The 26633-nt window shown below is 67.3% G+C and carries 29 protein-coding genes, 1 tRNA gene and 1 other RNA gene; 20 read left to right on the top strand and 11 right to left on the bottom strand.

The annotated features are described in order from the left end of the window. Nucleotides 1-75: 75 nt before the first annotated feature. The 5 genes from IU459_RS11780 to IU459_RS11760 are packed head-to-tail and all read right to left on the bottom strand — an operon-like array spanning nucleotide 76 to nucleotide 5356. On the bottom strand, nucleotides 76-360 hold the full coding sequence (locus IU459_RS11780; RefSeq protein ID WP_195129530.1) for a hypothetical protein: 285 nt from the start codon (nucleotides 358-360) through the stop codon (nucleotides 76-78). Beyond that, nucleotides 357-3071 (bottom strand): phage minor head protein, encoded by a 2715-nt coding sequence (locus IU459_RS11775; RefSeq protein WP_195129529.1) that lies wholly within the window; start codon nucleotides 3069-3071, stop codon nucleotides 357-359. The genes IU459_RS11780 and IU459_RS11775 overlap by 4 nt, the downstream gene beginning before the upstream one ends. Beyond that, nucleotides 3058-3399 carry a hypothetical protein gene (locus IU459_RS11770; protein ID WP_195129528.1) on the bottom strand — a complete coding sequence of 114 codons (342 nt, stop codon included), beginning with the start codon at nucleotides 3397-3399 and terminating at the stop codon, nucleotides 3058-3060. The genes IU459_RS11775 and IU459_RS11770 overlap by 14 nt, the downstream gene beginning before the upstream one ends. Continuing rightward, nucleotides 3396-5021 (bottom strand): hypothetical protein, encoded by a 1626-nt coding sequence (locus IU459_RS11765; protein ID WP_195129527.1) that lies wholly within the window; start codon nucleotides 5019-5021, stop codon nucleotides 3396-3398. Before IU459_RS11765 ends, IU459_RS11770 begins: the two co-directional genes overlap by 4 nt. After that, nucleotides 5018-5356, bottom strand: coding sequence for a hypothetical protein (locus tag IU459_RS11760; protein WP_195129526.1), 339 nt, complete (start codon nucleotides 5354-5356; stop codon nucleotides 5018-5020). Before IU459_RS11760 ends, IU459_RS11765 begins: the two co-directional genes overlap by 4 nt. A 58-nt stretch (nucleotides 5357-5414) precedes the next feature. Between IU459_RS11760 and IU459_RS11755 the strand changes: the two genes are divergently transcribed. The 6 genes from IU459_RS11755 to IU459_RS11730 all read left to right on the top strand — a co-directional run bounded on the left by IU459_RS11755 (nucleotide 5415) and on the right by IU459_RS11730 (nucleotide 12577). After that, the gene (locus IU459_RS11755) at nucleotides 5415-5693 is read left to right on the top strand and encodes a hypothetical protein (RefSeq protein ID WP_195129525.1); all 279 of its coding nucleotides are present in this window, start codon (nucleotides 5415-5417) and stop codon (nucleotides 5691-5693) included. Nucleotides 5694-5698: 5 nt separating this feature from the next. Beyond that, nucleotides 5699-6175, top strand: a complete 477-nt coding sequence (locus tag IU459_RS11750; RefSeq protein WP_195129524.1) for an HK97 gp10 family phage protein — start codon at nucleotides 5699-5701, stop codon at nucleotides 6173-6175. Nucleotides 6176-6183: 8 nt separating this feature from the next. Further along, nucleotides 6184-6702, top strand: coding sequence for a hypothetical protein (locus tag IU459_RS11745; RefSeq protein ID WP_195129523.1), 519 nt, complete (start codon nucleotides 6184-6186; stop codon nucleotides 6700-6702). Between the two features lie 3 nt (nucleotides 6703-6705). Further along, the gene (locus tag IU459_RS11740) at nucleotides 6706-7302 is read left to right on the top strand and encodes a hypothetical protein (protein ID WP_195129522.1); all 597 of its coding nucleotides are present in this window, start codon (nucleotides 6706-6708) and stop codon (nucleotides 7300-7302) included. Between the two features lie 73 nt (nucleotides 7303-7375). Next, nucleotides 7376-11599 (top strand): phage tail protein, encoded by a 4224-nt coding sequence (locus IU459_RS11735; protein ID WP_195129521.1) that lies wholly within the window; start codon nucleotides 7376-7378, stop codon nucleotides 11597-11599. Nucleotides 11600-11605: 6 nt separating this feature from the next. Next, entirely contained in the window at nucleotides 11606-12577 is a 972-nt protein-coding gene (locus IU459_RS11730; RefSeq protein WP_195129520.1) for a hypothetical protein, read from the top strand. Here IU459_RS11730 and IU459_RS11725 read toward each other — a convergent pair. After that, nucleotides 12532-13176: a hypothetical protein gene (locus IU459_RS11725; RefSeq protein WP_195129519.1), complete on the bottom strand. Its 645-nt coding sequence runs from the start codon at nucleotides 13174-13176 to the stop codon at nucleotides 12532-12534. The genes IU459_RS11730 and IU459_RS11725 overlap by 46 nt on opposite strands. Here IU459_RS11725 and IU459_RS11720 point away from each other — a divergent pair. From IU459_RS11720 to IU459_RS11680, 9 genes are all read left to right on the top strand, one after another. After that, the gene (locus IU459_RS11720; RefSeq protein WP_195129518.1) at nucleotides 13175-14200 is read left to right on the top strand and encodes a hypothetical protein; all 1026 of its coding nucleotides are present in this window, start codon (nucleotides 13175-13177) and stop codon (nucleotides 14198-14200) included. The genes IU459_RS11725 and IU459_RS11720 overlap by 2 nt on opposite strands. A gap of 63 nt (nucleotides 14201-14263) precedes the next feature. Next, a complete protein-coding gene (locus IU459_RS11715; protein WP_195129517.1) occupies nucleotides 14264-14746 on the top strand; it encodes a hypothetical protein in 483 nt (160 codons plus the stop codon). After that, nucleotides 14743-16551, top strand: coding sequence for a hypothetical protein (locus tag IU459_RS39300; protein ID WP_195129516.1), 1809 nt, complete (start codon nucleotides 14743-14745; stop codon nucleotides 16549-16551). Before IU459_RS11715 ends, IU459_RS39300 begins: the two co-directional genes overlap by 4 nt. 12 nt (nucleotides 16552-16563) lie before the next feature. Then, a complete protein-coding gene (locus IU459_RS11705) occupies nucleotides 16564-16926 on the top strand; it encodes a hypothetical protein (protein WP_195129515.1) in 363 nt (120 codons plus the stop codon). A gap of 85 nt (nucleotides 16927-17011) precedes the next feature. After that, the gene (locus IU459_RS11700) at nucleotides 17012-18304 is read left to right on the top strand and encodes a peptidoglycan DD-metalloendopeptidase family protein (protein ID WP_195129514.1); all 1293 of its coding nucleotides are present in this window, start codon (nucleotides 17012-17014) and stop codon (nucleotides 18302-18304) included. After that, a complete protein-coding gene (locus IU459_RS11695) occupies nucleotides 18301-18531 on the top strand; it encodes a hypothetical protein (protein WP_195129513.1) in 231 nt (76 codons plus the stop codon). The genes IU459_RS11700 and IU459_RS11695 overlap by 4 nt, the downstream gene beginning before the upstream one ends. After that, the gene (locus tag IU459_RS11690) at nucleotides 18531-18971 is read left to right on the top strand and encodes a hypothetical protein (RefSeq protein ID WP_195129512.1); all 441 of its coding nucleotides are present in this window, start codon (nucleotides 18531-18533) and stop codon (nucleotides 18969-18971) included. Before IU459_RS11695 ends, IU459_RS11690 begins: the two co-directional genes overlap by 1 nt. Next, entirely contained in the window at nucleotides 18958-19407 is a 450-nt protein-coding gene (locus tag IU459_RS11685; protein WP_195129511.1) for a hypothetical protein, read from the top strand. The genes IU459_RS11690 and IU459_RS11685 overlap by 14 nt, the downstream gene beginning before the upstream one ends. Next, nucleotides 19400-19762 (top strand): hypothetical protein, encoded by a 363-nt coding sequence (locus IU459_RS11680; RefSeq protein ID WP_195129510.1) that lies wholly within the window; start codon nucleotides 19400-19402, stop codon nucleotides 19760-19762. Before IU459_RS11685 ends, IU459_RS11680 begins: the two co-directional genes overlap by 8 nt. Before the next feature lie 44 nt (nucleotides 19763-19806). On the opposite strand, the gene IU459_RS11675 is transcribed toward IU459_RS11680, so the two are convergent. Continuing rightward, nucleotides 19807-20475, bottom strand: coding sequence for a hypothetical protein (locus IU459_RS11675; RefSeq protein ID WP_195129509.1), 669 nt, complete (start codon nucleotides 20473-20475; stop codon nucleotides 19807-19809). 126 nt (nucleotides 20476-20601) lie between these two features. On the opposite strand from IU459_RS11675, the gene IU459_RS11670 reads away from it, so the two are divergent. After that, nucleotides 20602-21543 carry a recombinase zinc beta ribbon domain-containing protein gene (locus IU459_RS11670; RefSeq protein ID WP_195129508.1) on the top strand — a complete coding sequence of 314 codons (942 nt, stop codon included), beginning with the start codon at nucleotides 20602-20604 and terminating at the stop codon, nucleotides 21541-21543. Here the strand turns inward: IU459_RS11670 and IU459_RS11665 are convergent, their stop codons facing one another. From IU459_RS11665 to IU459_RS11655, 3 genes are all read right to left on the bottom strand, one after another. Further along, nucleotides 21544-22338 carry a hypothetical protein gene (locus IU459_RS11665; protein ID WP_195129507.1) on the bottom strand — a complete coding sequence of 265 codons (795 nt, stop codon included), beginning with the start codon at nucleotides 22336-22338 and terminating at the stop codon, nucleotides 21544-21546. A gap of 70 nt (nucleotides 22339-22408) precedes the next feature. Further along, the gene (locus IU459_RS11660; RefSeq protein WP_195129506.1) at nucleotides 22409-23548 is read right to left on the bottom strand and encodes a tyrosine-type recombinase/integrase; all 1140 of its coding nucleotides are present in this window, start codon (nucleotides 23546-23548) and stop codon (nucleotides 22409-22411) included. Between the two features lie 134 nt (nucleotides 23549-23682). Further along, a tRNA-Ser gene (locus IU459_RS11655) sits at nucleotides 23683-23770 on the bottom strand. Between the two features lie 128 nt (nucleotides 23771-23898). Here IU459_RS11655 and ffs point away from each other — a divergent pair. The 4 genes from ffs to IU459_RS11635 all read left to right on the top strand — a co-directional run bounded on the left by ffs (nucleotide 23899) and on the right by IU459_RS11635 (nucleotide 26145). After that, nucleotides 23899-23993: signal recognition particle sRNA small type (gene ffs, locus IU459_RS11650), an RNA gene on the top strand. 178 nt (nucleotides 23994-24171) lie between these two features. Beyond that, a complete protein-coding gene (locus IU459_RS11645; RefSeq protein WP_195129505.1) occupies nucleotides 24172-25461 on the top strand; it encodes an aminotransferase class I/II-fold pyridoxal phosphate-dependent enzyme in 1290 nt (429 codons plus the stop codon). A 64-nt stretch (nucleotides 25462-25525) separates the two neighbouring features. Next, nucleotides 25526-25750, top strand: a complete 225-nt coding sequence (locus IU459_RS11640) for an antitoxin (protein ID WP_195129504.1) — start codon at nucleotides 25526-25528, stop codon at nucleotides 25748-25750. After that, on the top strand, nucleotides 25747-26145 hold the full coding sequence (locus IU459_RS11635; RefSeq protein ID WP_195129503.1) for a TA system VapC family ribonuclease toxin: 399 nt from the start codon (nucleotides 25747-25749) through the stop codon (nucleotides 26143-26145). The genes IU459_RS11640 and IU459_RS11635 overlap by 4 nt, the downstream gene beginning before the upstream one ends. Before the next feature lie 40 nt (nucleotides 26146-26185). On the opposite strand, the gene IU459_RS11630 is transcribed toward IU459_RS11635, so the two are convergent. Then, entirely contained in the window at nucleotides 26186-26626 is a 441-nt protein-coding gene (locus tag IU459_RS11630) for an SRPBCC family protein (protein WP_195129502.1), read from the bottom strand. Nucleotides 26627-26633: the final 7 nt, after the last annotated feature.

The following is a 26633-nucleotide window of genomic DNA, read 5'->3' as shown; positions in this document are numbered from 1 at the left end:
CCTCAGCTGGTAACCACTACCAACCGTTCACGGCTCGGTGCCAGTTCTGGCCGGACGCTGGGCACTGGTGCAAGGTCAGCCTGTCGCGCCGTCAGGCAACCGCGGGATCTGCGGATACTCCGGGACCTGCCCGGCCGTGCGCGCGCCCGGGATCACATGCAGCGCAGCGGCCAACAGCTCGGACTCACCCGGCCCGTACCCGGTCTGGAACGGGCCGGTAGGGGTCAGCGGGAACGAGAACGCCGGCGCGGTGAGGGCAGCGGTGGTCTCCGGGTCGGCCTTCCAGTCGCGGCCGTTCCAGTTGAGCCAGCGCTCACCGACCGGGTCGGTGGTCGCGCTGTACACAGACCAGGTCGTCATAGAAGAAGGATCACCGCCAGCACGAAGGCGTGCAACTGCCAGTCGCCGTAGCGGTTGTCGCGGCGCCGCGCGAACACATCCTGTATTCCGACCTGGAACACCTCGTGCGCGGAGCGGGCCGGGTTATCGCCGAACCAGTCGTAGACCTTCCCGGCGTAGCCGCGCAGCCATTTGTCGGCGAGCACGTACTCGCCGGGGTAGAGCTCGGTGCGTTCCTCGAGGTGCCCGTGCTCGTCGGTCGAACGGCGGCGCACGAAGGCGTATTCGAGCATCATCAGCCCGGGTATCGCTTCCTCCATCCGATGGCCGAGCTCATGCGCCATGATCTCTTGCGCCACGTGATCGAACGCCCCGTTGTAGGGCAGGTTCGAGCGGGGCCTGGCGGCCAGCAGATCGCGCCCACGTCGGCCGCCGCCTGCGGCGAAGAACGCGCGATTGCTGCGGTTGAGCACCAGCGGGCCGCGGGCGTCGGCGGCCTGCAGCCAGTCGTCCGGGAATACCTGCTCGGCGGCACGCAGATCCTCGATTGTGGACGGCGTGCCCGCCAGCAGTCCGCCTTGCACAGGCGCGGCAGCCGCGGCGCGTTGCTCGACCCCACCGAACGGCCGCGCCTCGGCGAGCGCCCGGCGGATCACGTAGGCTTCGGCGCGGGCGAGAGCTTGCTCGGCGTCGAGCGTCCTAGCACCGAACGGGTACTCGGCGTCGAGCTCTTCCCGTCGCCGCTGGATGGTGGGGTCGTTGTCGAGGGCGTCGGAGATGTCGTTCCAGATCGCCTCGCCGACCGCGAGCACGGCGTCGAGGTGGGCGTCGAGCTCGGCGGGTGGCAGCAGATTTCCGGCGGCGTCGCGGCGGTAGTTCGTCTCGCGCAGCGCGGGGACCTCGAGTTGCCAGTAGTCCTCGGTCGGTGGGTTGCGGCGGCGCGCGTCCAGACTCGCGCGTTCGTCGCCAAGGCGTATGCGGATTTCGATGTAGTGCTCGAAGTCCTCCTGTTCGCGGCGTGCAGCTTCCACCTCGCGCGCCCACCGCTGCACGCTGTGCGCGGCGCGGGCCCGGGCGAGCTTGCCCTCCAGCTCGGCGACGCCTGCGCGGTGGCTGGCGCGGACACCGCGGAGTTCGGCCGGCTGCACCGACGCGTACTGCGCAAGCGTGAGGTCCGAATGTAGGGCGGCAAGATGGGTTTCGAGATCGGCGATGCGCCGCTCCGCCTCCCAGTTCGTGCGCTCGAGGAACGTCTCGGCAGGCCGGATAGTCTTGCCCTCGACCAGGGCGTGCCATCCCTCGGCGCCCGTGGGCAGCGACTCGCGGATGCGGTCGAGCGCGTCACGGTTGCCTGGGGCGATGATCGGCGTTGGCTCGTCGACGATGTCCTCTTCGTTGTCCGCTGCATCCGGATCTTCGTCGGTGGCGGCGTCGTCCTCGTCGTCGAGCTCCGGCTCGTCGTCTTCGTCGTCAAGATCGTCTTCGTCGTCAAGATCGTCTTCGTCGTCAAGATCGTCATCGTCGTCAAGATCGTCATCGTCGTCGTCATCGGGATCATCCGGTTCAGGACTCGTGTCCGGAAACGACTCATCGTCAGGCTCCGGCTCGGGATCAGGCTCCGGATCGGGCGTCGGCGGCGTCGTTTCGTCATCGACTACTTCGCCGCGCTGCTCTGTCTCCCACCGCGCCAGCGCCGCAGCCGCGTCATCGGGGTCGTCCGGGCCCATCCGTGCCGCGCCGGGCGCGACACCACGCCCACCCCACACGCCCTGCAACGCGGCCTGCACCTCGTCCTCTGTGAGGATGAGCATGGTGCAGCGGCAGTTGATGACCTCGTGCGCGGGCCCGCCGGCCTCGCCTGGGTGCTGCAGTTCGGCCAGGCCGACACGAAACGGCTCGGCCAACTTCACCATCTGGCCGTCGGCGACAACGTGCGTGCCCCGGGTGCGTTCGTCGGTGGTCGACAACCAGCGTTTGAACCGGGCCTGCCCGCCTGCCTGCTCGACCGCCTGTGCCGCGGCCAGCGTGCCGCCCTCGATAGCGCCGTGGATCTCGGTCCGCGCGATCCGCCGCGCGAGCCACTGCCATTGCCCGAGTGAGGCGTCGTGCTGCTCCCACAGCGCGCGTCGGCGGGCGCGCAGCGCGCGCAGCTCCGAGCGTGGAGTGTTCGGGTCGGCGATCTGGCGATCGACCGCCCAGATCTCCGCGCGTATCCGCCGCGAGGGCGCGTCGATGTCGAGCATGCGGCCGATGCGTTCCTCGACCTGGTTGTAATCCATGCCCTCGGACAGCATTTCCAGCAGCTCGGGCCGCAGCTCCTCGAACGCGCCTTCGGGCCAGATCCGTAGCCGGTTGTGCACTGACTCGAGGTAGGCCAGCTGGAACGGCAGCGGGGAGATGTCCGCGCGGCGCGCAGCGTCGAGGAACGCTTCGCCGAAGGCCTCCGACAGCGCCGGGTCGACGTGCTCGGCCATGGCCCGCGCCCACACCTGGGTCGCCGCCCCGACTGCGTCGAGGTCCGGCGGCAGATCACCGGCCGCCGCAGTGATCGACGGCCCGGCGAGTAGCTCGGCGGCGGCCGCAGGCAGCGGCTTGTGCAACACCAGCGCGCGGGCTGTGTCGAGCCACACCGTCATTGCCGCGACCACACCGCGGAATGCCGCCGCTTCGCCACGGCGCAGCCGGTTCTCGGCATGAAGCCGGTGCGCGAGCCACGGGTCAGTCCGGCTCACAAGCCACCGCCAGCACGCACCGCAGATCCTCGGAGGTGTGCGGTTTGCGGGTCACGATCAGTTGCCGCACGTACCAATCGACCGCGGTGATGACCTTCGGCTGGTCGGGCAGCACGATCCGCAGGTGATCCCACGCCGCGGGTAGCAGCCGGTCACATTCCTCGGGGTGCCGCGCCAGGCAGCGAGCGGTGTGCTGTTCGTGCGGGGGCATGGCCAGCAGTTCGCGGTTGGTGCGCGAGGAGTTGCGCGCCCGTTTCCCCGCAACTTCCAACGCGCGCAGCACCGCCATCTCGCACACCGAAGTCAGGCAGTCCAGATCAGCGCTCACGTAGCGGGCTCCCGCTCCGGCTGCTCGGTCGAATCGGGCTGCTCGGGCAGTTCCCGGGATCCGCTGCTGTCCTCGCTCTCCGGTGGCGGCGTGCTGTCGGGAGCTTTGCCGTCGGTGGTGGCGTCGGTGATGGTGGCGGCCTGCCGCAGCACCGCGGCGTCGACCTCGATTCCGAGCAGTGGCAGCAGCAGCGGCGCCAGCGACGGCGCACCGATCAGCAGCTTCGTGAGCAGAATCTCCCGCTTCTGATCGGGGGTCGGCAGGTCCGCGTCACCGAACCCGTTCTCGCGCAACATCGCAGCCCCGGCCAGCTCGCCGCGGTCGTAGAGTTCCCGCGAGTCCGCCGAGCGGTCCGGACGCAGCCGCAGCGCGGACGCGTCGAACCACACGAGGTACTTCTGCCAGTCCGGAATACCGGCCGCCTTCAACAGCCGGTGCAGCCATCCCGTGGTGAGGGCGTGCATGATCACCACGGCGACCGGCGCGACTGCCAGCTTGACGTCTTCCTCGCTGATCGCCCACGCGCTCCAATGATTCGACCCGGAGCCCAGGCCGAGCAGCACCTCCGGCGGGGAGTCCATACCGAGCGCGATCCGCCGGATCGCCTCCGACCGCAGTTCCTGCGCCTTCGGGTCCAGCGGCTCGGCGAACTTGATGTGCTTGATCTTGTCGACCAGATCCCCGGGCACCTTGGACACCAGCGGCACCAGCGCCGCGGCGCTCGCCCTGTCCTTGATCGGGGTGAGCATCATCTCCATGAGATCGGCCACGAATGGATCGAGGTCGTCGTCGCTGTCGCCGTTGGTGCGGTCGGGGGAGCCTTGCCCGCGTAGGGTCTCGATCTCCTGCGGGACGAGCAGGATGCCCGCGCCGGCCAAACGGGAATCGATCTGCGCGCTCACGTGCTCGGTCAGGCCGCGGAGCTCGCGGGCGACGGGCAGGATCGCGCGCGCGCCGCAGTCGGCCCATGCGCGCTGACGTGGGTGCGGAATCCACGCCCGCACAACGTGTTCGGTTGGGTCGAGGCGTCGAGTGTCGAGGCCGTCGTTGTACTGCCAACTCTTGCCCGCCGGGGTGAGCTCCTGCACCGAGCAGGGCTCCCACGTGAACAGGTCGTCGTCGCTGTCGGCGATGATCGGCAGCGTCTCGCCGTTGAAGCTGATGTGCTGCGCGGCCCGGAACAACCGCTGCGCCGTAGCGGACGGGTCGGAGAACATGCGTTCGCCGAGCTCGCCGGGGAGCCCGTCGGTCACCTCGACCGGTTCGTCACCGAGAGATTCGACCTTCGCGATCATCGGCCGCATCAGGCTCACGCTGCGTGCAGTGCGGTCCCCAGAGAACCGCACCTCGCCGATCTCGTCGCGCAAATCCCAGATCTCGTCTTGCCACTTTTGTTTCGTGGACTTGGTCGTGGTGCGCGCGACCGACGGCCCTGCCACGATCTGTGCTGCGGCGGTGACCACTCTCGGTGGTCGAAGCGGGTCCTTGCGGGTTCTCTGGTCGAGCGCGTACCTGGTGAACACTGCCGCCGCCGCGCCGGGTTGAAGTTCAGTCTTCGTCGTCGCTTCGATCTGCGCGGCGATCAGCGCGGCCGTCGACTCCGGCCGCCGCGCCCGCCTCACTGCTCCGCCTTGCTCGGGTCGGGCTGCTGCTGGACCGGTCCGCCGAGCCATTCGGCCCCCGTGCCGACCAGCCATGAGACCGACAGCACCGCGGCGGGCAGCAGGAACCATTCGTCCCAGCCGTGATAGTGCGCGACCTCCGACAGCGTGACCACGATGGCGCCGAGCCACGGGCTCAGGCACCACGGGCACGTCATCATGTAGGACAGCTCGCTGTCGTGGCCTGTTCGTTTGATCACGAGCACGCGCAGATGGCGCGCAATGTAGTCATCAGTGATCAACCGCGTAAGGCGAGCAGTCGCGCCGAGCGCGAGCAGAAACACGGGAAACGTCACGGCTCGGACCCTCCTGAGCAGGCAAGCATGGATACAGTGTGACTGTATCCTCTGGCTTATGGAGCAGGTGACGGCGCGAGCGGAGCAGCGATTCGGTGTTTGGTCGCTGCACGAAGTGCGCACAATCGATCGCACGCCGTATGTCGACGCGTTGATTCGCGACGGACGTTTGACCGTCGTCGAGACCACCGACCCGGGTAAGCCGTGGGTGCCCTACGAGGACACGCCGACTCCCGAACCCGAGCAGACGGAAAGCGACCCGCCCGAAGCCAGTGCCGCCCAGGCCGCACCGACCGAACGCGGCCGACGTCGCCGCCCACCGAGCGGGCAGGGGTAGCCGCGATGGCGGGCGCGGCCGAAATCCATCACGCGCGGATCGCCGCGGCGATGGCGACTGCTGCCGGGCAGTGGGGCGAGCGGATCGGCCGGCAGATCGCCAACCGCGCCAAAGAGCAATGCCCGGTGGATGAAGGCCGGTTGCGCAGCAGCATCACGCATCTGGTGACCGTGAATCCGGGTGGCAGTGTCACAGTTCGAGTCGGGTCACCGTTGGCGTACGCCCGGTACCGGCACGAAGGCACGGGCCTCTACGGTCCGCACCACGCCCGGATCGTTCCCGTCACTGCCCAGGCGCTCAAGTTTCGACAGCCGCGGATAGTCGGCCCGTTCCAACCCGGCGCCCGCCAGCTGCCGGTGAATCGGCGGCCGTTCGTGTTCGCCAGAAGTGTCCGCGGTTCCGTCGGATATCCGTTCCTGACCCTTGCGCTCGAAGAAACCTTCGGCGCCGCGAACGTCATCCGCAATCCCACAACCAGTTAGGAATCCGTATGCCGCCGCGTGAACGCAAGTCAGCCGCCAAGAAGACATCCGCCCTGCTGCCCACCGAGGGCGTCGACGAAGCCCTCACCGTGATCGAGACGCCCGAAGAGGTGATCCCGCCGGTCGTCGACGACACCGGCGCGACGATCCCGGCCGAGCTCCAGTTCACCACCGGCAGCGATGAGACCGACGCCGAGCCGGAGATCGCTGACGAGGACATCCTTGAGCTGAGCGTCGACGGACATGTGCTCTACGCGATCAAACCCACCGTCGAGCAGTGGGGGGCGATGATGGCGATGATGTCGCGCGCCGCGACGATGGCCGACCGCATCCACGCCATGCAGAAATTCGCTTCCACCGTGCTCGACGAACCGAGCTATCAGTACGTCGAGAGCAGGTTGATGGACCGCAACGACAAGTTCGGGCACGAGGTCTACGACAAGATGCTGCGCGGCATCATCGACAAGTTCTCACCCGACATGAACCGTGCGCAGCGACGCGCGCAGGCTCGCCTCCTGCATCGCTGACCGGTGCCCGCGGCGTGGAAAGGGTCGGCCGGGGCGTGGAAGCTCGACGATCGGATCGTGCACCTGGCCGACCCCCTGCCCAGCACGCGCGACATGGTGTCGATGGTGGTGTCCTCGTACGCGTTCCGGGTGGTGGTCGGCACCTGCCGCGACCGTGACGATGTCGGTTGGCTGGTCACCGAGATCATCAAAGGCCGACTGCTCACTGCCTCGCGGGTCGAGGTAATCGCCGATGCGCTCGTCGAGCAGATTTTCGGGCAGCCGCGATGGGTGGTGCAGCGGTTGTGGCGTGAAGCGCTGGGCATCTGGCGCGAGGTCGATGCCGAGCTCGGTGTTCGCGGTGTCGATGTGCTCGCGTTGCCGCCGGACCGCGCGACGAACACCGTCTACGGCGTGTTGCACCGTCGCCGCTCCCATGACGAGCGCGCGCTCAAGAAGTGGATGCACGAGCTCGAAGACACCCCCGCCCGCGTACGGCAGACACCCGTCGGTGACGCCGCCGCTGCGGCGGATTGGATGGCGCTGGCTGGGATGCTCGGCGGCGGCCGCGCACCCGTGGCTGGTCCCGCGGGTGTCGACTCCGAACTGACCATCACCTAGACCGATACGCTTACCGAAGTAGTGCTGCTGGCCTCGGGCCGGGCAATCCAATTGCCCGAGCCCGGAGGCACGCGTGACCGAGCCGTTCGCGACCGCGCACGTCGCTGCTGAGCTCGACTGGAACAACCTCGACGACGAGCTCAACGCCCGGGTCACCGCAGCTGCGGAAGAAGCCCGCAAGACCCTTCAGGAAAAGCTCGACAAATGGTCGCTGAACGCGACGGTCAAGCTCAAGCCGAGCATCGGTGACTTCCGCAAGCAGGCCCGCGAGAAGCTCGCCGGGGTCACCCTCGTCAAGGATGTCGATCTCCGCACGACCGCGACCGAGCTCAATCGGTGGACCAATGATCTTCGCGAGCGGCTGAAGAAGAAGCAGTTCCGGGTCAACGTGACCCCGTCGCTCGACATGACCGAGCTGAATGCCCGGCTCGCGCACCTGCCCGAGGGCACCGTCAATATCAAGCTCGCGGTCACCCAGGCCGAGGCGCAGCGGTTCGCGCGTGCTCTACGACAGTTCCTGCGAGACGCGGATTTCACCGCGCCGATCCGCCCCGAGCTGACCAACTCCGCGGTGTTCCGGACCGCACTGGACGAACTGACCCGCGACCGCACCGTGGATGTGCGCGCGAACATGCGCGGCGGACTCGGCCGCCTCGGCGGCCCGGGCGGCGGCATCCCCGGAATCGCGACCCTGTCGGCCGGGATCACCGCGGCGGCCGGGGCGATGGCCGTGCTCGGTGGCGCGGCTGGTTCCGCGCTCGGCGCAGTCGGCGCGCTCGGGATCGGCCTGGCCGCGCTGAGTCCGGCCGCCGCTGCTGGCATCGCGACCGCCGCCGTCGGTCTGAAGGGAATCGGCGACGCGTTCAAAGCTCTCTCCGCGGCAGACGACTCCGCAGCATCCGACGCGCAAGCCCGCTCGCAGGCGATCAGCGCGGCCAACCGGCAAGTCGAGTCCACCGAGCGATCGCTGCGGGATGCGAAGAAGGACAGCCGGACCGCCGAAGACGACCTGACGCGCGCCCGCAAGGACGCAGCGAAGCAGCTCCGAGACCTCAACCTCGAAGCGCGGGGCGGAATCCTCAGCGAGAAAGAAGCGCAGCTCGACCTCCTAGACGCGCAGAAGGAACTGTTCAACCTCAAGCCCGGCGACAGCCGGGAACGCGCGGCGCTGCGCGTGGCGCAGGCCGAGCAACGGCTCATCGAAGCCCGGTTCCGCAATACAGATCTCGCCGAGAAGAAGGCCGAAGCCGACGCCAAGGGCATCGAAAACTCCGACCTCGTCGTCGCCGCACAGGACCGCGTCACCGCCGCACACGAGCGGGTCAAAGACGCCGAGCAGGCGCACAAGGACGCGATCACTGCACTGAATGACGCGACCACGAAATTGTCTGCGTCGCAGGAGAAAGCAGCGCAGGCACTCGCCAAACTCAGCCCGAACACACGCGCGTTCGTCCTCGCGATGCGCGATCTCAAGCCGCTGACCCAAGACCTGAAGAACTCCGTGCAGGACGCGGGATTCGACGGGCTCGACCAGCGGTTCACCGCGCTCGCACGCGCGTCGCTGCCTGCGGTCAAGGACGGAATGACCGAGGTCGCCGGGGCGATGAACGGCGCGGCCAAGCAGTTCGCGGCGTTCTGGTCCACCGCGGGCGCCCAGCAGGGCATCCGAGACCTGTTCGGCGGCACCGCAGATCTGATCAAGGCGATGCAGCCCGGCCTCGCGCGGGCGTCGCAAGGGTTCGTGTCCTTCGCCAGCGCAGCCAAACCCGCGATGGACAGCATCGGCGCCTCACTCGGCGGACTGGTCGGCAGCATCGGCAACGCGTTCACCAAGGCCGCCGACTCCGGTGCGCTGACGCAGCTGCTCGAGACGTTCTCGACCATCATCGACGGGCTCGGACAGGGCTTGGAGCCCTTGATCGGTGGCCTGATCGAGATGGGCAACATCGTCGGCCCGACGCTCGGCCCCCTCTTCGTAACTCTCGGGTCCGCGGTCGCTGAGCTCGCCCCGTCTCTCGGGAAGCTCGGTTCCACCTTCGTCACCACCCTGACCGCGCTGATGCCGACGCTGACCACCTTCATCGATGCGTTGGCCCGCGGTCTCGAGCCAGTGCTGCCGGTGATCGGCCGACTTCTGGATTCGGTTGGGCGCGCCCTGATTCCACTGATCGACCCGCTCTCGCGGATCGCGCAGACAATCGGTAACGCCCTGGTCAAAGCCATCGACGCGCTCGCACCATCGATCGGCCCGATCGGTCAGGCGTTCGCCTCTCTCATCAGCGCGGTCGCGCCGATCCTGCCCGTGCTCGCCGAGGTCGTCTCCGGCATCCTGCAGGCCCTCGCGCCCGCCCTGACCACGATCTTCAACGCGCTCGGCCCCGTGATCAAACAATGGGCAGACCTGATGATCCCGGTTTTCCGGCAGCTGCAGCCGATACTCGCCGACGTCGCGCAGCAGATCGGCACCGCACTTGCCGACGCGCTCACCCAGATCGCGCCGTACCTGCCGGACATCGCGCGCTCGTTCACCGGCCTGGTCATGGCGCTCGTGCCGCTGCTGCCCCAGCTGGTAGAGCTCGGCGTGGACCTGCTACCCCCGATGATCCGCTTGTTCATCGCAATCTTGCCGCAGGTCTTGCGGTTGATCGATGCCTTCACATGGCTCGCGAACAACGTCCTGGTCCCGATCCTGATACCCGCGATCAGGGGACTCGCCGATTACCTGGGCGACCAGCTGGACAACGCCGCTCGGGCCGTGACGACGGCGCGCGACGTCATCGGCGGGGCACTTGAGCGGATGGGCGAATTCTTCCGCGGACTCGGCTCGACGGTCGAAACCGTCTGGTCCGGGATCGTGCGAGGGCTTGCGATTGCGGTCAAGTCCATCGGCCAAATCCTGCAGAAGGTCCAGATTCCCGACTGGGTACCCGGCATCGGCGGCAAGAGCGCCAAGGGACTCGGCGACAGTCTCATCGACTGGGCGAAAGCGAACGGCGCCGCGGCCGGTGGGCGCGCCATGAACACGACCATTGTCCGCTACGGCGGGGGCGGGCGACTGATCAGCGGGCCGGGCACCGGCACCTCCGACAGCATTCCGGCGCTGCTCGACGGAATGATGCCGCTGCGGGTCGCCAATGGCGAATTCATCTCCACCGCCGCCGCATACAAGCGGGGCGCGCCGCTGCTGTGGGCGCTCAACCGTGGATGGACACCGTCACCGGAGTTCCTGCGGATGATCGTCGGCCCCGGATTCGCCGAGGGCGGTCTCGTCAGCGCCAAGGAACTCGTCGACTTCGCGAAGGGCGTCGAAGGCGCCGCATATGACTGGGGCGGCGTGCACTGGGGCGACTGCTCCGGCGCGGTGAGTGCGCTGGCGAACAAAGCCACAGGCCGCGCGCCGTTCGGGTCGCGGTTCGCGACCGGCAACATGGGCGCCGCGCTCGCCGACATGGGCGCGATCCCCGGTCTCGGTCCGGCGGGATCGCTCAGCTTCGGATGGTTCATCGGTGGCCCGTACGGCGGGCACACCAGCGCCACCCTCCCGAACGGCGTGGCATTCGAGATGGGCGGCAAGCGCGGCAACGGTCAGTACGGCGGGCAGGCTGCGGGCGCCGACGACCCGATGTACACCGATCACGCCCATTTCCCGCCGGAGTTCTTTCTCGGCGGCGACCCGGGCAGCGGCGGTAGGTCCGGTGGTCGCTCGGCCAAGTTCGGTGGCTCCAGCGGGGCGGGCGGCTCCGGGGTATCGGGCGGCCGTTCAAGCAAGCTCGGCGGCAGCAGCGCGACGAGCAGTGGAACGACGAGCAGCAGCTCCAGCAGCTCCGACAGCGGCGACACCGGCGCAACCGATGTGCGCGTGACGAACTGGCCGAGCGACTTCGGCTCGTCGACAAGCGCCGCGGCGCAGAACGCGGTGAACCAGTCGCCGACGCTGTCGGCCACGCCGACCCCGACACCGATGGGCATCGACCCGCTCACCGGCGCACCGGCACCGACCGGCATCGACGCGGCGAACCAGTGGGCCGCGCAGCAGGACTTCGCCGGCCAATTCCAGGCGTGGGGGATCAGCGCGCTCAAGTCGATCATCGGCGAAGGCGCGGACCTGTTCGGGCTGAAGTCGCTGACCGACATGGGGATCGACCAGGCGGTCACCGCAGTGACGCGGGCGAACGAGATCAAGGTCGCCGACACCATGATCTTCAACGGGTACGACCCGCAGAAGATCGCCGACGAGACCGGCCGGATGCTGCGGGACCGCATGACCCCGGTCGCCGAAACCTACAGGGCCGGGTGATCTTTCGTGCCTATCTGCCTGACCAATCCAGCCCGGATCATGCAGCTGATCAAGCGCGACATGACACCCGGCTCCCCGACGTTCGGGCAAGACGAGATCGTGTTGGATCTGCTCGGTCCGCACGGCGGCGAGCAGGGTATCCATCTGCTCGAAGGATCGTGGGACGACCTGTTTCATGCGCCGATCACGCAGGTGCGGGAGTCCTGGGCATACCAGGAAGGCAGCACGCTCGACGACATCCCACGCGTCGACGAACGCATCTGCAAGATCCGGCTCGGCACGGTCGGGCGCACGACGCAGCTGTGGGAGCAGATCGACGATCTGCTGTGGCGTGTGCTGGGTCCGCGCTGGGACTGCTACCTCCGCGCCTACTCCACCATCAGCGAACCGCGTGAGCTGCGGCTGCGGTGGGAGCGTGCACCGAAGCCGCTGACCACCCGTGACCCGGGGACCACGCGAGCGCTGGCGTGGGAGGTGTCGACGCTCTCGACCGATCCGTATTGGTACGCGCAGGAACTCGCGTACTCGATCAAACGGTCTGAGATGACCGAGATTGACCCGGAGACCGGCGATCCGGAAGACGACACCGGCGTGTGGCAGGGCACGATCCCGATGCTCAATCCGGCCGATGTCGAGTGCTGGCCGCAGTACTCCAGCTCGCAGCTGGAGGCCGACACCGTCGTGTGGCTGCCGGACGGGTTGTCCGGCCGCACGGTGAAGGTTCCCCAGATCGGCAGCCTCGGGCCCGGCCGCGAATTCCTCGTGCGCACATATCCCCTCGACGAGACGCTGCTCGTGCGCGACGACTCGCAAGCCTGGGCCGAGATGAACGGCGTCGCGTTCGAGTCCGCGATCCCGGCGGGCACCGGATCGCCCGTGCAAGTGCCGATCCGAATCCAGGGCGGCACACCCGACACCGAGATCAAAGCCTTCTATCCCCAGCGGTACACGCGATTCATGGGCGGGGAGGCAGTGTAATGCCTCCGTTGATGAGCGCCGACGAGGTCCGCAGTGAACTTCTGCAATCCTCGATCCAACGTGTCGCGGAAATGCGGCGCCCGCCGAGGATCACGCTGTGGGATAAGAATTGGCAGAACCCTGTCCCGCTCTTCGGCGTCGTCGCAGCGAGTTTCGAAGAACGCCTCAACGAGACCGGTGAAGGGCAGCTCACCCTCCAAGCCACGAACAAACTCTACAAGCTGCTCATCGAAGACCTTGAGTTGTATGAAGACCTGCACATCACCGCAGACATGTCGGGAAAGCGCTGGTCGGGCAAGTGCGCAGGAATTACCGAAAGCGAAAAGGCCGGGCAGATAGGCCATATCGAGCTGAAATTTTTGCACGAATTTGAGCACGTCAAGAAGGTTGTCTGCTTTGCAAATCCTCTGCTTCCAGCGGAATTGCAGACGCCGAAGCTGTACGCATTCGGCTGGCCCAAGCGTTTTCGGCGCGAAGACCCTGCTCTTCCTGAATCTACTTCGCCGCTTCGCGCCATTGTGGGCGCTGCCCGAAGACTTGTTCAATCCCGAAAACTGGTTGGCGAATCTGAATCCGGCGAACTGGCCGATCGTCATCATGCCGGGCAACTTCCTCACCGACACATCGATGTGGTCGGTGATCGCCACCCGGTTCGGCAACGCGCACGACGTGCTCGCGGCGACGCTGTCCGATGCCGGCCTGCAGCTGGTGGTGCGCCGCTGGCTGCCGGGCGACGCGCAGCCCGCGCCGGATCACTTCATCCTGACCGAGCCGACGCTCGTGTTGGACGTGGTCGACAAGTCCGGTTACCGGGGGCTGACCGGCACCGCGCTCGATGGCCTGATCCACTTCATCACCGCTGTCGCCGACGACCTGATCAATGAGGTCGCCACCGTGGTCGGCGTGCCCGATGCGCCCGAGTACGCGGTGTCCGGGTGGATGGGGACCGCGCCGCGGCGGCCGTGGGTGGCGTGGCGCAACGCCCGCCGGACCGGGGTGTCCGGCATCGGTGAATGGCAGGCCACCGTTCACAAGGCGCTCGCCGCGGCGATCGTCACCGGTGGGCACTCGCCCGACTGGGTCAATACCGGGCTCAAACTATTGGCGAACGCGATCCTCGGCTACATCGGCGCGATCTTCGGCAACCCGGGCCTTACCTTGGGGATCTTCGATAGCCAGCTCGAAGACGTTGTGCTCGCGTTCCATCGTGTGGGTAATCCGATTCGGTTCTCGCAGATGGGTATCCGCGGCCCCGCCTATGGCGAGTACTGGGAGTCCACCGGCGGTACCGGCGCAAGTCTGTCTGCGCTGCAAGCGATCCGGACCGGATTCGATCGGACGAAGGCGTACCGGTCCTACAAAGTGTCGGTCGTCAATGGGTCGCCCTATTGGGTCGGTAGGCACTTCGATGTGGGCGACCGCGTCGCCGCCGAAGTCGGCCGCAACGGCCGCTGGTACGTCGACCACGTGTACGCGTTGAAGTACGTGATCGGCCGCGACACCCCCGCGCACTGGGAGATCAGCATTGGCGATGACCGCGCCGAGGATCAGCCCGGTGCGATGCTGGCCCGCCAGATCGCGCAGGTGAAGAGCATCGTGCAAATGATCGGCGTGAGTTCGTGATCGAGTAAGCATGGATACAGTCACACAGTCACCAGTGTCGAGTGTCGAGTGTGGAGGTTGGGTATGGCGAAGCAGCAGCGTAGGCCGCGGCGGTCCTGGTCGGAACGCGCCGATGCGCTCGACGGCATCCGCCGCGACAAGGCCACTGGAATCGTGCTCGCGCGTGAGCACCGGCATCCGCTCGCGGACTGGTTCCGGTCGGTGCCGATGGGCACCGGCCTGCCCGGGATGCAGATGCCGCCCGAGGCCGAGCACCTGCTCGCCATCCACGTGTTCGACAACCTGCGCCTGCCCGCGCCGAAGAATCCGCTGTACAAGCCGCGCGTGGACAGGGAGGCGAGGCGCGGCGCGGGAATCGAGGCCGTGATCTGGGTACCGGTCGGTGCGCCCGAGGAAGACGCGACCGAAGCGCTCGCCGAGCCGGTGGAGGTCGTCGACATCTCCCATTACAGCCCGGCGCAGCTGGAGGCGATGAAGGCACAGATTCGTGACGTCGAGGTGACGCGGAAGCTGATCGAGCAGTCCGACACCGGCGGCACGATGTGACCTCGCCCGACTTCCCCGACGCCCCACTGCCGGCGAAAACCTGGACTGCCTCGACCGTCTTCAATCTCCAAAACGTCGACCCCGAACAGTGGGCGATCGACGACAACCAAGCGACCTACGACATGGCCGAGGCTGCGCGGCAGGCGTTCTTCACCGTCATCTATTCGGCGGTCGAGCAGATCCCGATCATCGGCGGACTGATCGGCGACGTCATCGAGATCATCACCGGCGTCGAGGACGGCGACCTCGATGACCTCGCGTCGTGGATCAACAACCTCGGCGACTTCGTCGACAGCTTCATCGCTGCCGCGCTACACGCCCTCGCTGAACTGCTCGACATGGTGCCGCTCGTCGGCGACACCCTCGCCGAGATCATCGAGGGAATCGCGGACGGGATCAACGGCACCAACGAGACAGCGACAACGGCGCAGGAACAGGCCGCCGCCGCAGCGTCGAAGGTCAACTTCACCGAGATCTACAACTTCGAGACCGCAGCGGTCCGGGACAAGTACCCCGCCAACACCGCCGCCGGGTTCTCGTATGTGAACGATTCGACCATCGCCGCGTCGGGGAGTTGGGTGCTGCGGCTCGACCCCGATGCAGGTTATGCGGCGTACGCGAACCAGCCGCTGAGTCAGAAGGTTGATGTAGCGGCTGGTGAGGCGCTGTATGTCGAGTGGAAACAGCGCCGGTTCGGCTCGCCGAATTTTCGGGCCGCGGTGTTGATGTATTTCTACGACGCGGCCGATACGTTCCTGGCCTACGCGAACACCTCGGCCGTACCGGCGCTCGACGTTCCGGTCGACGAGTGGGTGACCTACGCCGCGCAGATCACTCCGCCCACGGGGGCGGTCAAGGCAGATGTGCGGGCGATCCTCTACGAGGACGCCGGGCTCACCCCGGCTACGGGCGGCTGGGATTTCGACGACGTGGTCGCGGGCCGCATGGTGGCGCAGGCCGGCGTGAAGGGGCTCGAACAGGATCTCGCCACCACGCGTGGGATCGCCGAGGCGGCCAACGCCGCGGTCGCTGGACAAGAGACCGTGGTCGGCGACCACGAGAACCGGATCACCTATCTCGAGTCCGGCAATCAGATCGCCGAATTCGCCCTGGACGGGACGTGGACCAAGCCGTCGGGCATGTCGTACCACAAGCCGATCCTCATCGGCGGCGCTGGCGGCGGTTGTGGCGGCTGCACGGCCGCAGCGGCACCGCGCGGGTACGGCGGCGGCCCGGGTGGATGGGCCGAGCAGGTGTTGACGAACGCGTCGCTCCCGGCGACAGTGCCGGTGACCATCGGCGTCGGCGGCGCTGGTGGCGACCGGCGCTCGGGCAACACCCCGGACTACGGCGACTCGGGCACCGCCACCTCTTTCGGGTCGATCCTGACCGCGGGCGGCGGTGGTGGTGCCAGTAACAACGCTCCCGCGACGGCGGGAACCGGTACGCGCACCGACTTCCAACCGTTCGGCGGGCGCGGCGCTGGAACGTCCGGCAATGGCGACCCGGGCTCGAATGGGTATTTGTCCGAGGCCGGTGCAGGTGGAACCGGCAACGGTGGCCGCGGTGGGAATGGGGTGTCTCCCCCTCCCGGACAGAGGGGAATCGGGTCGGGCGGCGGAGGTGGCGCCGGCAACAGCGGCGCTGGCGGAGACTGCCGAGGTGGGGATGGCGGATACCCGGGCGGTGGCGGTGGCGCCGGGGGTGGCGCGATTCCGTGGTTCGGCACCGAGCAGGGCGGCGAAGGCGGTAAGGGCGGCAACGGCAAGGCGTGGGTTATCTCCTCGCCCGGATTCCTCTCGTGAAGAAGGAGTGAAATGGCCACGGCAGTAATGATCTTGGACAAAGTGCCCGGATACCCGGGTTTGGCTCGGGTGTACAAGCTGGATCCCCCGCTGGTCTACGACAACCAGGAGCGGGAGTATGCGCTGATCTGGGTACCGCAACCGTCGCCGCATGTGGATGTCACGGTGAGCGTGATCCCCTCGACGCGGACCGGAGTGCCGATCGAGGGCAGTATGCGCGCCAGGCCGGGCACGTTCGTCGCGCACGGAAACCCGTTCGCGCGACCCGATTACCTGGAGGGCTGTTTCGCCTGGGCGCTCGCCGGTGCTGGACAGGCCGCCGTTCTGGGCGCGGGCTCAGGCGAGGGATACACGATCGCGCAAGGCGAGGTATGAGCACGCCGTAACTACAGGGGGATATCCTCGCGGTAGTGCTGCTGGCCTCGGGCCGGGCTTGGATCCCCGCCGTCAGGAGCGCCGTATGCCGACCCGGTACCTGCCGCTGGCTGTCGGCACCTACACGATCTCCTCCCCGTACGGGCCCCGCGAGGACGGTTTCCACTACGGTCTCGACTTCGCCGCCCCGAAGGGCACCCCGTTCTACGCGCCGCTCGACGGGATCGTGGTCGAGGGCGCCGAGCGCACCGGCGTGCAGGGGTTCGGGCGGTGGGTGTGGCTGGACTGCCAGCACGCCGCTGGCGTCGACATCATCATCGGCCACGGCGACCCCGCCGTCCGCAGCGGCGACTCCGTCCGGGCCGGGCAGCTGATCGGCTACGTCAACTCCCACGGTCAAAGCAGCGGCCCGCACGCGCACCTCGAGTTGTGGACCCCACCCGGCCGCGTCGGCGGCCGAGCTGTCGACCCTGCAACGTGGTTCGCCCATGCCCTCGACCCCGGCGCCGCCACCGGAAGGACGCGCATGGACAGACCCGTCACCCGCACCGACCTGTCGCCCAACTGCCACGGCGGCGGCCGCGATGTCGATTGGATCGCGATCCACACCCAGGAGGGGCGCGGCAAAGCATCCGCGATCATCCGGTATCTGAAGGACCCGGCACCCGCCGGTGACCCTGGCCGGGCCGTGTCTTACAACGCCGTGGTCGACGACCGCGAGACCGTGCTCGTGGTCCCGTGGGATCACAACCCCTGGTCAGCCTCCAACGCCAACAACCGTGCCGATCACATCCTCATGGCCGGGACGTTCGCCGGATGGTCGCGCGGCAAATGGCTGGAGACCGACACTGCCGACGGTGTCGACGAAAACCTGATGCTCACCCGCACAGCGGCACTCGTGGCGTGGCGGTGCACCGAGCGCGGCATCCCGATCGAGTACGTCGGCGGCACCGGCAGCAGCGCTCCACCGCGGCGACCAGGTATCTGCGGGCACGTCGACTTCGGGCAGTGGGGCGGCGGACACACCGACCCCGGGCGTGATTTCCCGTGGGACGAACTGATCAGGCGCGCCCGCGCTTTCGCAGAAGGAGACGACATGTCAGCGATCCGGTTCACCAACTACGAAGGCACGGAAGTCGACGCGGCGACAGCGCTGAAGTTCATCGACCAGCGGGTCTGGCAGAACGAACGCATGCTGATGGCGGTACTCGATCAGCTGCTCGGCAAAGGCGCCGGAAAGAAGATCCGCGACGACGCCGCCGCCGAGTTCGAGGCATGGCCGCAGAATGGCGGCCGGTCGCTCAACGACATGGCCGCGGCCATCGGCGCGCACGTCGGCGTCCCGAATGCCGTCGACAAGAAAGCGGTGACCAAGTGATCCAGTTGACGAAACTGCCTGAACCCGCGCTGATTCGATCAGCGGGCATCACGATCACCGGCATCGCCGCCTACCTGCTGGGCCGCGAGGTGTCGACCGAGTGGGTCGAGACCGTCACCACCATCTACGGCCTGATCGCCCCCCTCGTCGCCGGATACTTGATCCGCCGTGTCGTCTCCCCGACCCCGGAATACATCGGGAAGCACCGGCCGAAGGAACTGCAGTGATGACCACAATCACGAGAGTGCAGCGACCGGACATGAATCCTTTTGTCGCGGTGACTTTCACGCGATTCGTCGCGATCGTGCTACTGCTGTTCGCCTCGGTCTACGGTGCGATCACCATCATCGGCGGTGCGTCGCGCTGGTCGAGCCCAGCCTACGAGGTGGCCCTGCAGGTGCCCGGCGCACCGGAGTCCTGGGGCGCGGCGTTGCTCGGTGCCTCGGTGATGGGGCTAGTCGGGTTCGCGACCCGCGTCCTGCCGGTCATCGCGGTCGGGTTCGGTGCATGCGCGGCATGGTCGACTGCCTTCGCGTTCTCGATCGGCGTAGTCGCGGCCCGCAACCCGGGCGTCGGCTGGGGCGGTGTAGCGACGTGGGTGTTCCTCGCGCTGCTCTACATGGCATGCACGGCGGCCGGGGCGGGCCGGTTCCATGCCCCTGCGTAGAGCGCGGCGGCTGCTACTGGACGACGAAGGCGTGCGGTCGTATCAGACGACCATGTACGCGTTCATCCTGCTTGCTGGGCTGTGGGCGATCCGCGCCGGGGAGATCCCCACGGCGGTATCCCAGATCCTCGGACGGTGGGCGCATTTTGGGTGGGTCGGCCTGCTGATCGTCGGGCCGCTGATGGTTTTCGCCGGGATGGCGTTGGAGCTGCGGCGCCCGGTCGGGCTGTGGTTGCAGCTGTTCGGCAACACGGCGGTCGCGTTCGCGCTGGCAACATACGTGCTCGCGCTGTCGCGGACCGTGTATGCCGGGCGCGCGACGTTCGCGCTGTGGGTGGTGTTGGGGTTGGTGGTATGCGCGTGCCGCCTGGTCGTGCGCGATGTGCGCAAGGTCCGGGTGGTCGCGAGGGTGGTGAGGAGATTAGACGGTGACTAGCCTGCCGGCCATTGGCAACCTGCTGGTCGGGGGTGGTGTGTCCACTGTCCTGGTGGCGTTGATTGTGGGGTTCTTCGCGCGCTCGACTCGCCGCAGCGACTATGCGCGTGCGATCGTCGAGGCGTCCGGCGAGTTCGCCGACCGCGCCGACCGGCGCAACGAGATCGCCGAGGCCAAGCTCGAAACGGCGTACGCCCTCCTGGATCGGATGCGGGATCGACTGTGGAAGTTCTCGGATCTGATGCGTGCGGCGATCCCGCTGTTGCAGGCCGACGGGCATCACGCGCTCGCGCGGCGGATGCAGGCTGCACTCGATTCGGGGATGCCGCCACCGGACGACCCGTCGGCGGGCTGATTCCGGCGCGCCGACCGGTGACAGTAGAGGGCTTCGGTGTCCAGCTAGCTGAACGCGGGCATCAGTTGCAGGACGGCTTGCGCGAGCTCCTGCCCGGCTGCACCGCCTGCTGCCCCGGTCAACGTGCCGATCAGGGATAAGAAGCTCGCTTTGATTCGGGTTCGGTTGTTGTCCGGATCGTTTGCCGCGTCGCTGAGCTCGTCGGCTTGCCGACGCACCTCGTCCGCATCTTCCCCGCCGTTGTCGGCGTGGGCGTACAACGCCTCGATCAGCGATTGCAGCTCATCAATCGGAGTGCCAACTGTGTTCGACTGACTGAAGTGGTGGCTGTTCACCGCCACCGGACCATGCCCGTGGTGAGTGATGGTGGTGTTGTAGGTATTCGTCACGCCGGTGGTGTTTGCTTCCCGTTCCACGCCCGGCCGAACAGACCGGCCGGACGCTGCCTTTTCCTCACCCTTGGCGGTGATGCTGGGCCGGGCAACGCCGGATCCCCACCCCGCGCTGCCATCGATGTAGCCCGCGGCGCGCAGGTATCGGGTGGCTTGGTCCCAGTCGTAGGACGTGATCGGAGCCGCTGCCCATCCGACGGTCTCACCGACCCTGGCCAAGTTGTAGCGGGGTAGAGGGTTTCCGGCGATCTTCTCTCGGTACAGCCACAGCAGGATCGCGTCACGGGCATTCCACACCCGATCTTCGTCGGCGGATGTCATACGTCAGTCTCCATGTACTCGATGGGATGGAGCGTGCGGGATCAACCTAGAGGTGTGCGCGAGAAATAGAAAGCTCACGTACGCTGTGGCCCGGAGGTAACAGTCCCAGATGGGAGAGGGTGACAGTTGTCGCGTGCGTACGGGTGGCAGCCGGACGGCAAGACGATCGAACCGGCCGAGGCCGATGAGATCCGCCGCTGGGCTACCTACCTACTCGACCAGGACACCGACCCGCCGCCGTCGCTGCGGGGGCTGGCCGCTGACCTGAAAGCTCGCGGCGTCGCCACCGTTTCCGGGGCGCAGTGGAATCCGACCGTGATCCGCCGGTCCCTAGTCGCGCCCCGCATGATCGGCCGCCGCGTCGACGACACCGGCGACCTCGTCGACAGCGATATCGAACCGATCCTCGATGAGGACACCTGGACCGCGTTGCGCGAGCAGCTGCTCCACCCCGACCGGCAGAAGTTCGCGCCTACCCGAACCAACGTCTACCTAATGTCCGAGGGCTTGGCTCGTTGCGCCCTGTGCGCACATCACCTGACCTACAACACCGCAGGCGGCAGGACCCCGTACTACGGGTGCAGCCTGGCCGGTGGTGGATGCGGGAAGGTCACGATCTCCGCGCCGCTACTGGAGGCGGACATCACAGAACGCGTGCTCGCGCGGCTCACCGACCCGAAGTACCGTCGCAAGTTGGGCAAGGCTATGGCCGCGACGGGCACCGTCGCCGACGCCGAGGCCGTACTCGCCGATCTGCGGGAGCGGTACGCGGTGCTCGGCCGCGATTACGCCGACCGGCTCATCCAGCGGGACACGATGCTCGCCGGGACTGAGAGGGCGCGGGCGAATATCGCTGCGGCCGAGCGGAAGATCCTCCAGTTGCAGGCACTCGACGACATGCCTGGCCCGTCCGTCGACGAGGTGCTGGCGTGGTGGGAAGCGGCCTTGGCCGACCGGCAGCACCGGATCGTGGCCGCGCTGCTCAACCACGTCGTAGTGCGATCCAGCGAAGGCCGGTCGGTGATCGGCGCCGACCGGCTCGAACTGCACTGGCACACCTTCAAATAGTCACCGCGGCGCCAGGGCCCCGCCGGGCAGGCACTCCGGGGCGAAACCTTTCGATCCGTCGGCGTAGATGCCGGTGCCCGGCTGGTAGTTCTCATCGGCACACGCGACGACCGCACCGCCGCTGCCGTTCGGCCTGCCTTCGGAGTCACGGCCGGTCGGCGGCGCGGCCGGTGTCGGCCGGACCGCGCTGGTCGACGAGGACGGTGGGACGGCTGCGAGCGGGTCGGGCAGGTCGATGGTTACCGTGGCCGGGCTGACCGTCAAGAACTTGATGTCGGTGTAGCTCGAGGACTGATCGCTGACGAGAGGCGAGTACATCAGCGCGGCGGGCAGAATGGCGACCTCGAACGCGATCCAGCCTTTCACCTTCCCGCCGACCGGCGCGGACACCGCTTCGGGGTAGTCGGCATCGCACCCGTAGATCGCGGCGGGCTCCACCTCGTGTGTCACGCCCTCGGAATCGTTGTACTTCAGTGCGTATGCATCGGGCACGGGCAGTTTCTCGCCCGGAGCGTTCTCGATCTCGATGCGGATGGCGAGGATGGGTTCGGTGCCTGGTTCCACCAGGCAGGTGGCCGGTAGTTCCCGGGCATCGGTGAACCGGAGCGTGCCGATGCGCGCGCCGGTGTCGGTGCGGGTGAACTCGATGGTCTGGCCTAGCTGTAGCGCCGACGGCCGGGCCGCGCCGGCCGGTGTCGACACGGTCGTCGGCGTGCTGCTGGTGTCGCTGGTCGAGCACGCGGACAACGCCGCCACCGCGGCGGCGAGCAGAGCAGTGAGGGCACGCTTGGTCATGAGTCCCCCTGACTGGTCACGGATTCGGGCGCCGCCACGCTAACACCAGCGCGGCGGCGCCTGGGCCGGATCAGGCGACAGCGGCCAAGTGCGGTTTCGGCTTGGTCAAGCGCTTGCCGATCGCCGCGGCGGCACGCTTCCCGGCGTCACGCGAGCAATGCCCGTATCGGTCCTTGGTCGTCTGGATGGATTCGTGCCCCATGTGCTCTTGCACATCGCCGATCGGCACGCCTTCGTCGAGCATCCACGAGGCGCAGGTGTGGCGCAGGTCGTGGATGCGCGGTGTCTTGCCGTGCAATGGGTCGGCGGGGTCGGTCGCCAATCGTGCGAGTGTGGGCACCCATACCTGCTTGTAGAACGTGCTGATCTGGATGGCGTTGCCCTGCCGGTTCGTGAACAGCCACGCCCCGTAAGTCCGCCCGGACAGCGGGAGTTCCGCGATCAGGTCGGGGTCGACGTTGATGGTGCGCTTCGATTTCTTCGTCTTCGGTGCGCCGAGGACCCGGGCGCCGCCGGTGTACTTCCATGCCCGCCGGATCCGGATCGTGTTGTGTCGCCGGTCGACGTCGCCGACGCGCAGCGCGGTCGCCTCACCCCAGCGCACACCGGAGGCGACGAGGAACCGTACGAGCAGTCGCCATTGTTCGGGCAGCGCTTCCTCGAGCGCGGCGAATTCATCGGGTTCGAGGAACGTCATTTCGGCCTGGTCGACGCGCGGCAGCTTCGTGCCCTCGCACGGATTCTTGGTGATGATGCCTTGGCGGCGCAGTGAATCCATGAGTCCGAACAGGTATCCGTGTTTGTTGGCAACGGTTTTTGGTGCGTTGCCGACAACGCGCGACAAGTGGTTAATCCACTTCACTACGAGTGCCTCGGTGATGGCGTCGACCGGAAGCGCCGAGTTGAAGAACGGCTCGATGTCATTTCGCATATACGCCCGATACCGATTGCGGGTGCCATCCTCGGCACGCGTGAGGCTGTCGATGTATTCGATACCGGCCTCTTTCAGCCGGACGCACGGGCTGTCGCTGTTCTCGATCCGCAGCATCTCAAGCGCAGTGGCCGGGCCGAGGTCGTTGAAGCGGTCCCGCCATTTCGCCGCGTCGGCGTAGTCGGCGAATTCGATGCTCGGTTGCCGCCCTTCGTGGCGGTACTGGAGTTGGTAGGAGGTGATGCCGTCGCGGCTCTTGCGTGTGCGGATGCTGGCCATCAGCGTTGTCCTTCGGTGGTCGGATCAGTGTCCGCCGACATCCCCTCAGATGTCCGTTCTCGACCGCTGTTGCCGTAGCTGTTGCCAGGAGGCCTGGTCAGGGGCGGCGAAACCGTCCCTGACCAGGCACTTCGTGGCGGAGGATAGGGGATTTGAACCCCTGAGGGCGTTAACCCAACCCGCGTTCCAGGCGAGCGCCATAGGCCACTAGGCGAATCCTCCGTGGAGCAGCATACCGGTAGGCCCCGGCCGGTCGCCAAATAGGGGGCGGGGGATGGTGTGAAGTGCCTGGTCAGGAAGAGTGGCAGACCCGGGCGATGGGGGTTGGGGCGGGAACCGGTACACTGGCCGACGGATCCCGCGCGGCGCGCATCCTGTGAACTCCCCCAGGGCCGGAAGGCAGCAAGGGTCAACGGGCTCTGCCGGGTGCGCGGGGTCCCCTTTAGAGGGCTCGCGCGGACGGGGGATCCGCAGTCGGATAACGCCTCCAATTCCGGGCAACGCACGGGTAACGTGAACACCGTCCGCGGATGCACGTGCGTCCGCACGACACATGTTCGGCCGCCGCCGCACATCGGTCCGGCCAACCCATCGTCCCTTCGCTGCTTGAAAGGCTGCCCAGGATGCCCCGGCAAACGCAGATCGGTTTGATGAGCCATGAGGAACTCGTGCACGAGCACGACACCCAGACCGCGAACTACGCGACGCTCAAAACCGAGAAGCTGACGCTGGACCTGACCCGGGGGAAACCTTCCCCGGAACAACTCGACCTGTCCGCGGCGCTGCTCGACCTGCCCGGCGCGGGGGATTACCGCGACGGCACCGGCACCGATTGCCGTAACTACGGTGGCCTGCACGGTCTCCCGGAGCTGCGGGCGATCTTCGGTGAGCTGCTCGGCATCCCGGTGGACAACCTGCTGGCGGGCAACAACGCCAGCCTCGAGCTGATGCACGACGTGATCACCTACGCGATGCTCTACGGCACCAACGACTCCGAGCGGCGCTGGGCCGCCGAGGACACACTGAAGTTCCTGTGTCCCGCCCCCGGCTACGACCGGCATTTCGCCATCACCGAGGCGCTCGGCTTCGAGATGATCCCGATCCCGATGCGCCACGACGGCCCCGACGTCCACGCCATCGCCGAACTGCTGGCGAGCGATCCGCAGATCAAAGGTCTGTGGGCGGTGCCGAACTACTCCAACCCGACCGGCGTCACGTTCTCCGAAGAGGTTGTCCGGGAACTGGTTTCGATGCCCACCGCGGCACCGGACTTCCGGCTGTTCTGGGACAACGCCTATGCGGTGCACCCGCTGACCGACACCGCGGCCCCGGTGTTCGATGTGCTCGGCATGGCCGCCGCTGCCGGAAACCCGAACCGTCCGTTGGTGTTCGCCTCCACCTCGAAGATCACCTTCGCCGGCGCCGGCGTGAGTTTCATCGGTGGTTCGACAGCCAATCTGGACTGGTATCTGAGCCACGCGGCGAAGAAGAGCATCGGCCCGGACAAGATCAACCAGCTGCGCCACCTGCGTTTCTTCAAAGACGCCGACGGCGTGCGGGCGCACATGCAGAAGCACCGCGCCATCCTGGAGCCGAAGTTCGCGCTGGTGCGGAAGGTCCTGGAAGACCGCCTCGGCGCGTCCAAGGTGGCGTCGTGGACCGAGCCGAAGGGCGGCTACTTCATCAGCCTGGACGTGCTGGAGGGCACTGCGGCGCGGGTGATCGCGCTCGCCAAGGACGCGGGCATCGCGCTGACCGCGGCGGGCTCCGCCTTCCCGTACCGGAACGACCCGGAAGACAAGAACATTCGCATCGCGCCCAGCTTCCCGAAGCTCCCCGAGCTGGAGAAGGCGATGGACGGGCTGGCCACCTGCGTGCTGCTCGCTGCCACCGAGAAGCTGCTCGGGCGCTGATGCTGCCTGGCGGTCCGCCGCGATGGGCGGGCCGCCGCCTGCATCATGATGATATGATGCGTATATGCGCACCACGATCGATCTGCCCGACGACCTGCATCGACAGGCGGTGTCGATTGCCCGGGACACCCACCGGACGCTGAGTGAGACCGTCGCACTCCTCATCCGGCGCGGGCTGGGGCAGACCAGCGCTGGTGAGCAGGTTCGCAGCGTGAAGACCGGGCTGCGCACGATCGCACTCGGCAAGGTGATCACCTCGGAGGACGTCCGGTCATTGGAGGATGAATGACGGCACTGCTCGACGCCAACGTCCTCATAGCGCTGGTTGTCACCGATCATGCGCATCATGATGCGGCGGAGAGGTGGTTCGGCGGTTCGGGTGACAACTTCGCCACCTGCCCCATAACTCAGGGCAGCCTGATGCGTTTGTTGATCCGTGAAGGGCAGAGCGCGCGTACCGCCATAGAAATCCTCACCGGAGTCACCGAACACGAACGCCATGAGTTCTGGCCCGACTCACTCCCTTTCGCTCGTGTCCGAATGGATGCGGTCGTTGGACATCGTCAGGTAACTGACGCCTACCTCGCGCAGCTCGCGCGTTCGCAGCAAGGACGACTCGTTACATTCGACCAAGGCATGGCCGCGGCGCACCCGGATGTCGCCGACCTTCTGACGTCTGGATAGCGAAGTCGAGGCTGCCGTAAATGCGAAGGCCCCACAGTCCTTATCCGGTTTCCAGCAACGCCTTGAGTTGCGCGAGGTCGGCGCGGTTCGCCCGGCGGATCGCCGCCTCCAGCAGTGGCGCGGCGAGTTTCCCGAACCCGCTGGGCTCGCCGCGGTTGCGCAGCGTCATGCGGGTGCCGCCCTCCGGGGTGTCCGCCCAGGTGTAGGTCGTTTCCATCGGGAACGGGCCCTCCGAGGTGCGCATAACCAGCCGCTTGCCGGGCACGTAGTCCACGACCTCATAGGTGTAAGCCAGCCGACGCCCCAGGAAGTGGGCGACGAATGACATCCGTGAGCCGACCCGCATCGGCGGCTCCGTCTGCCAGGTGACGCTGCGGATGCGCGAATACCAGGCGGGAGCATGGGCCGGGTCGCCGGCAAAGGCCGCCACCAGCTCGCGTGAGCGGTCGATCTCGACTTCGGTCAGGACGTCGACGGCCATCGGGCCG

Source organism: Nocardia amamiensis, assembly GCF_015477605.1.
Classification (GTDB): domain Bacteria; phylum Actinomycetota; class Actinomycetes; order Mycobacteriales; family Mycobacteriaceae; genus Nocardia; species Nocardia amamiensis_A.
The sequence above is the reverse complement of the archived record's forward strand: the minus strand, read 5'-3'. Positions and strand labels throughout refer to the sequence as shown.

Bases quoted from the DNA above. Each gene is read 5' to 3' on its own strand.
- IU459_RS11780 (WP_195129530.1), bottom strand. From the start codon at position 360: ATGACGACCTGGTCTGTGTACAGCGCGACCACCGACCCGGTCGGTGAG.
- IU459_RS11755 (WP_195129525.1), top strand. From the start codon at position 5,415: ATGGAGCAGGTGACGGCGCGAGCGGAGCAGCGATTCGGTGTTTGGTCG.
- IU459_RS11750 (WP_195129524.1), top strand. From the start codon at position 5,699: ATGGCGGGCGCGGCCGAAATCCATCACGCGCGGATCGCCGCGGCGATG.
- IU459_RS11745 (WP_195129523.1), top strand. From the start codon at position 6,184: ATGCCGCCGCGTGAACGCAAGTCAGCCGCCAAGAAGACATCCGCCCTG.
- IU459_RS11720 (WP_195129518.1), top strand. From the start codon at position 13,175: ATGCCGGGCAACTTCCTCACCGACACATCGATGTGGTCGGTGATCGCC.
- IU459_RS11725 (WP_195129519.1), bottom strand. From the start codon at position 13,176: ATGATGACGATCGGCCAGTTCGCCGGATTCAGATTCGCCAACCAGTTT.
- IU459_RS11715 (WP_195129517.1), top strand. From the start codon at position 14,264: ATGGCGAAGCAGCAGCGTAGGCCGCGGCGGTCCTGGTCGGAACGCGCC.
- IU459_RS11705 (WP_195129515.1), top strand. From the start codon at position 16,564: ATGGCCACGGCAGTAATGATCTTGGACAAAGTGCCCGGATACCCGGGT.
- IU459_RS11700 (WP_195129514.1), top strand. From the start codon at position 17,012: ATGCCGACCCGGTACCTGCCGCTGGCTGTCGGCACCTACACGATCTCC.
- IU459_RS11690 (WP_195129512.1), top strand. From the start codon at position 18,531: ATGACCACAATCACGAGAGTGCAGCGACCGGACATGAATCCTTTTGTC.
- IU459_RS11685 (WP_195129511.1), top strand. From the start codon at position 18,958: ATGCCCCTGCGTAGAGCGCGGCGGCTGCTACTGGACGACGAAGGCGTG.
- IU459_RS11675 (WP_195129509.1), bottom strand. From the start codon at position 20,475: ATGACATCCGCCGACGAAGATCGGGTGTGGAATGCCCGTGACGCGATC.
- IU459_RS11665 (WP_195129507.1), bottom strand. From the start codon at position 22,338: ATGACCAAGCGTGCCCTCACTGCTCTGCTCGCCGCCGCGGTGGCGGCG.
- IU459_RS11660 (WP_195129506.1), bottom strand. From the start codon at position 23,548: ATGGCCAGCATCCGCACACGCAAGAGCCGCGACGGCATCACCTCCTAC.
- IU459_RS11645 (WP_195129505.1), top strand. From the start codon at position 24,172: ATGCCCCGGCAAACGCAGATCGGTTTGATGAGCCATGAGGAACTCGTG.
- IU459_RS11640 (WP_195129504.1), top strand. From the start codon at position 25,526: ATGCGCACCACGATCGATCTGCCCGACGACCTGCATCGACAGGCGGTG.
- IU459_RS11635 (WP_195129503.1), top strand. From the start codon at position 25,747: ATGACGGCACTGCTCGACGCCAACGTCCTCATAGCGCTGGTTGTCACC.
- IU459_RS11630 (WP_195129502.1), bottom strand. From the start codon at position 26,626: ATGGCCGTCGACGTCCTGACCGAAGTCGAGATCGACCGCTCACGCGAG.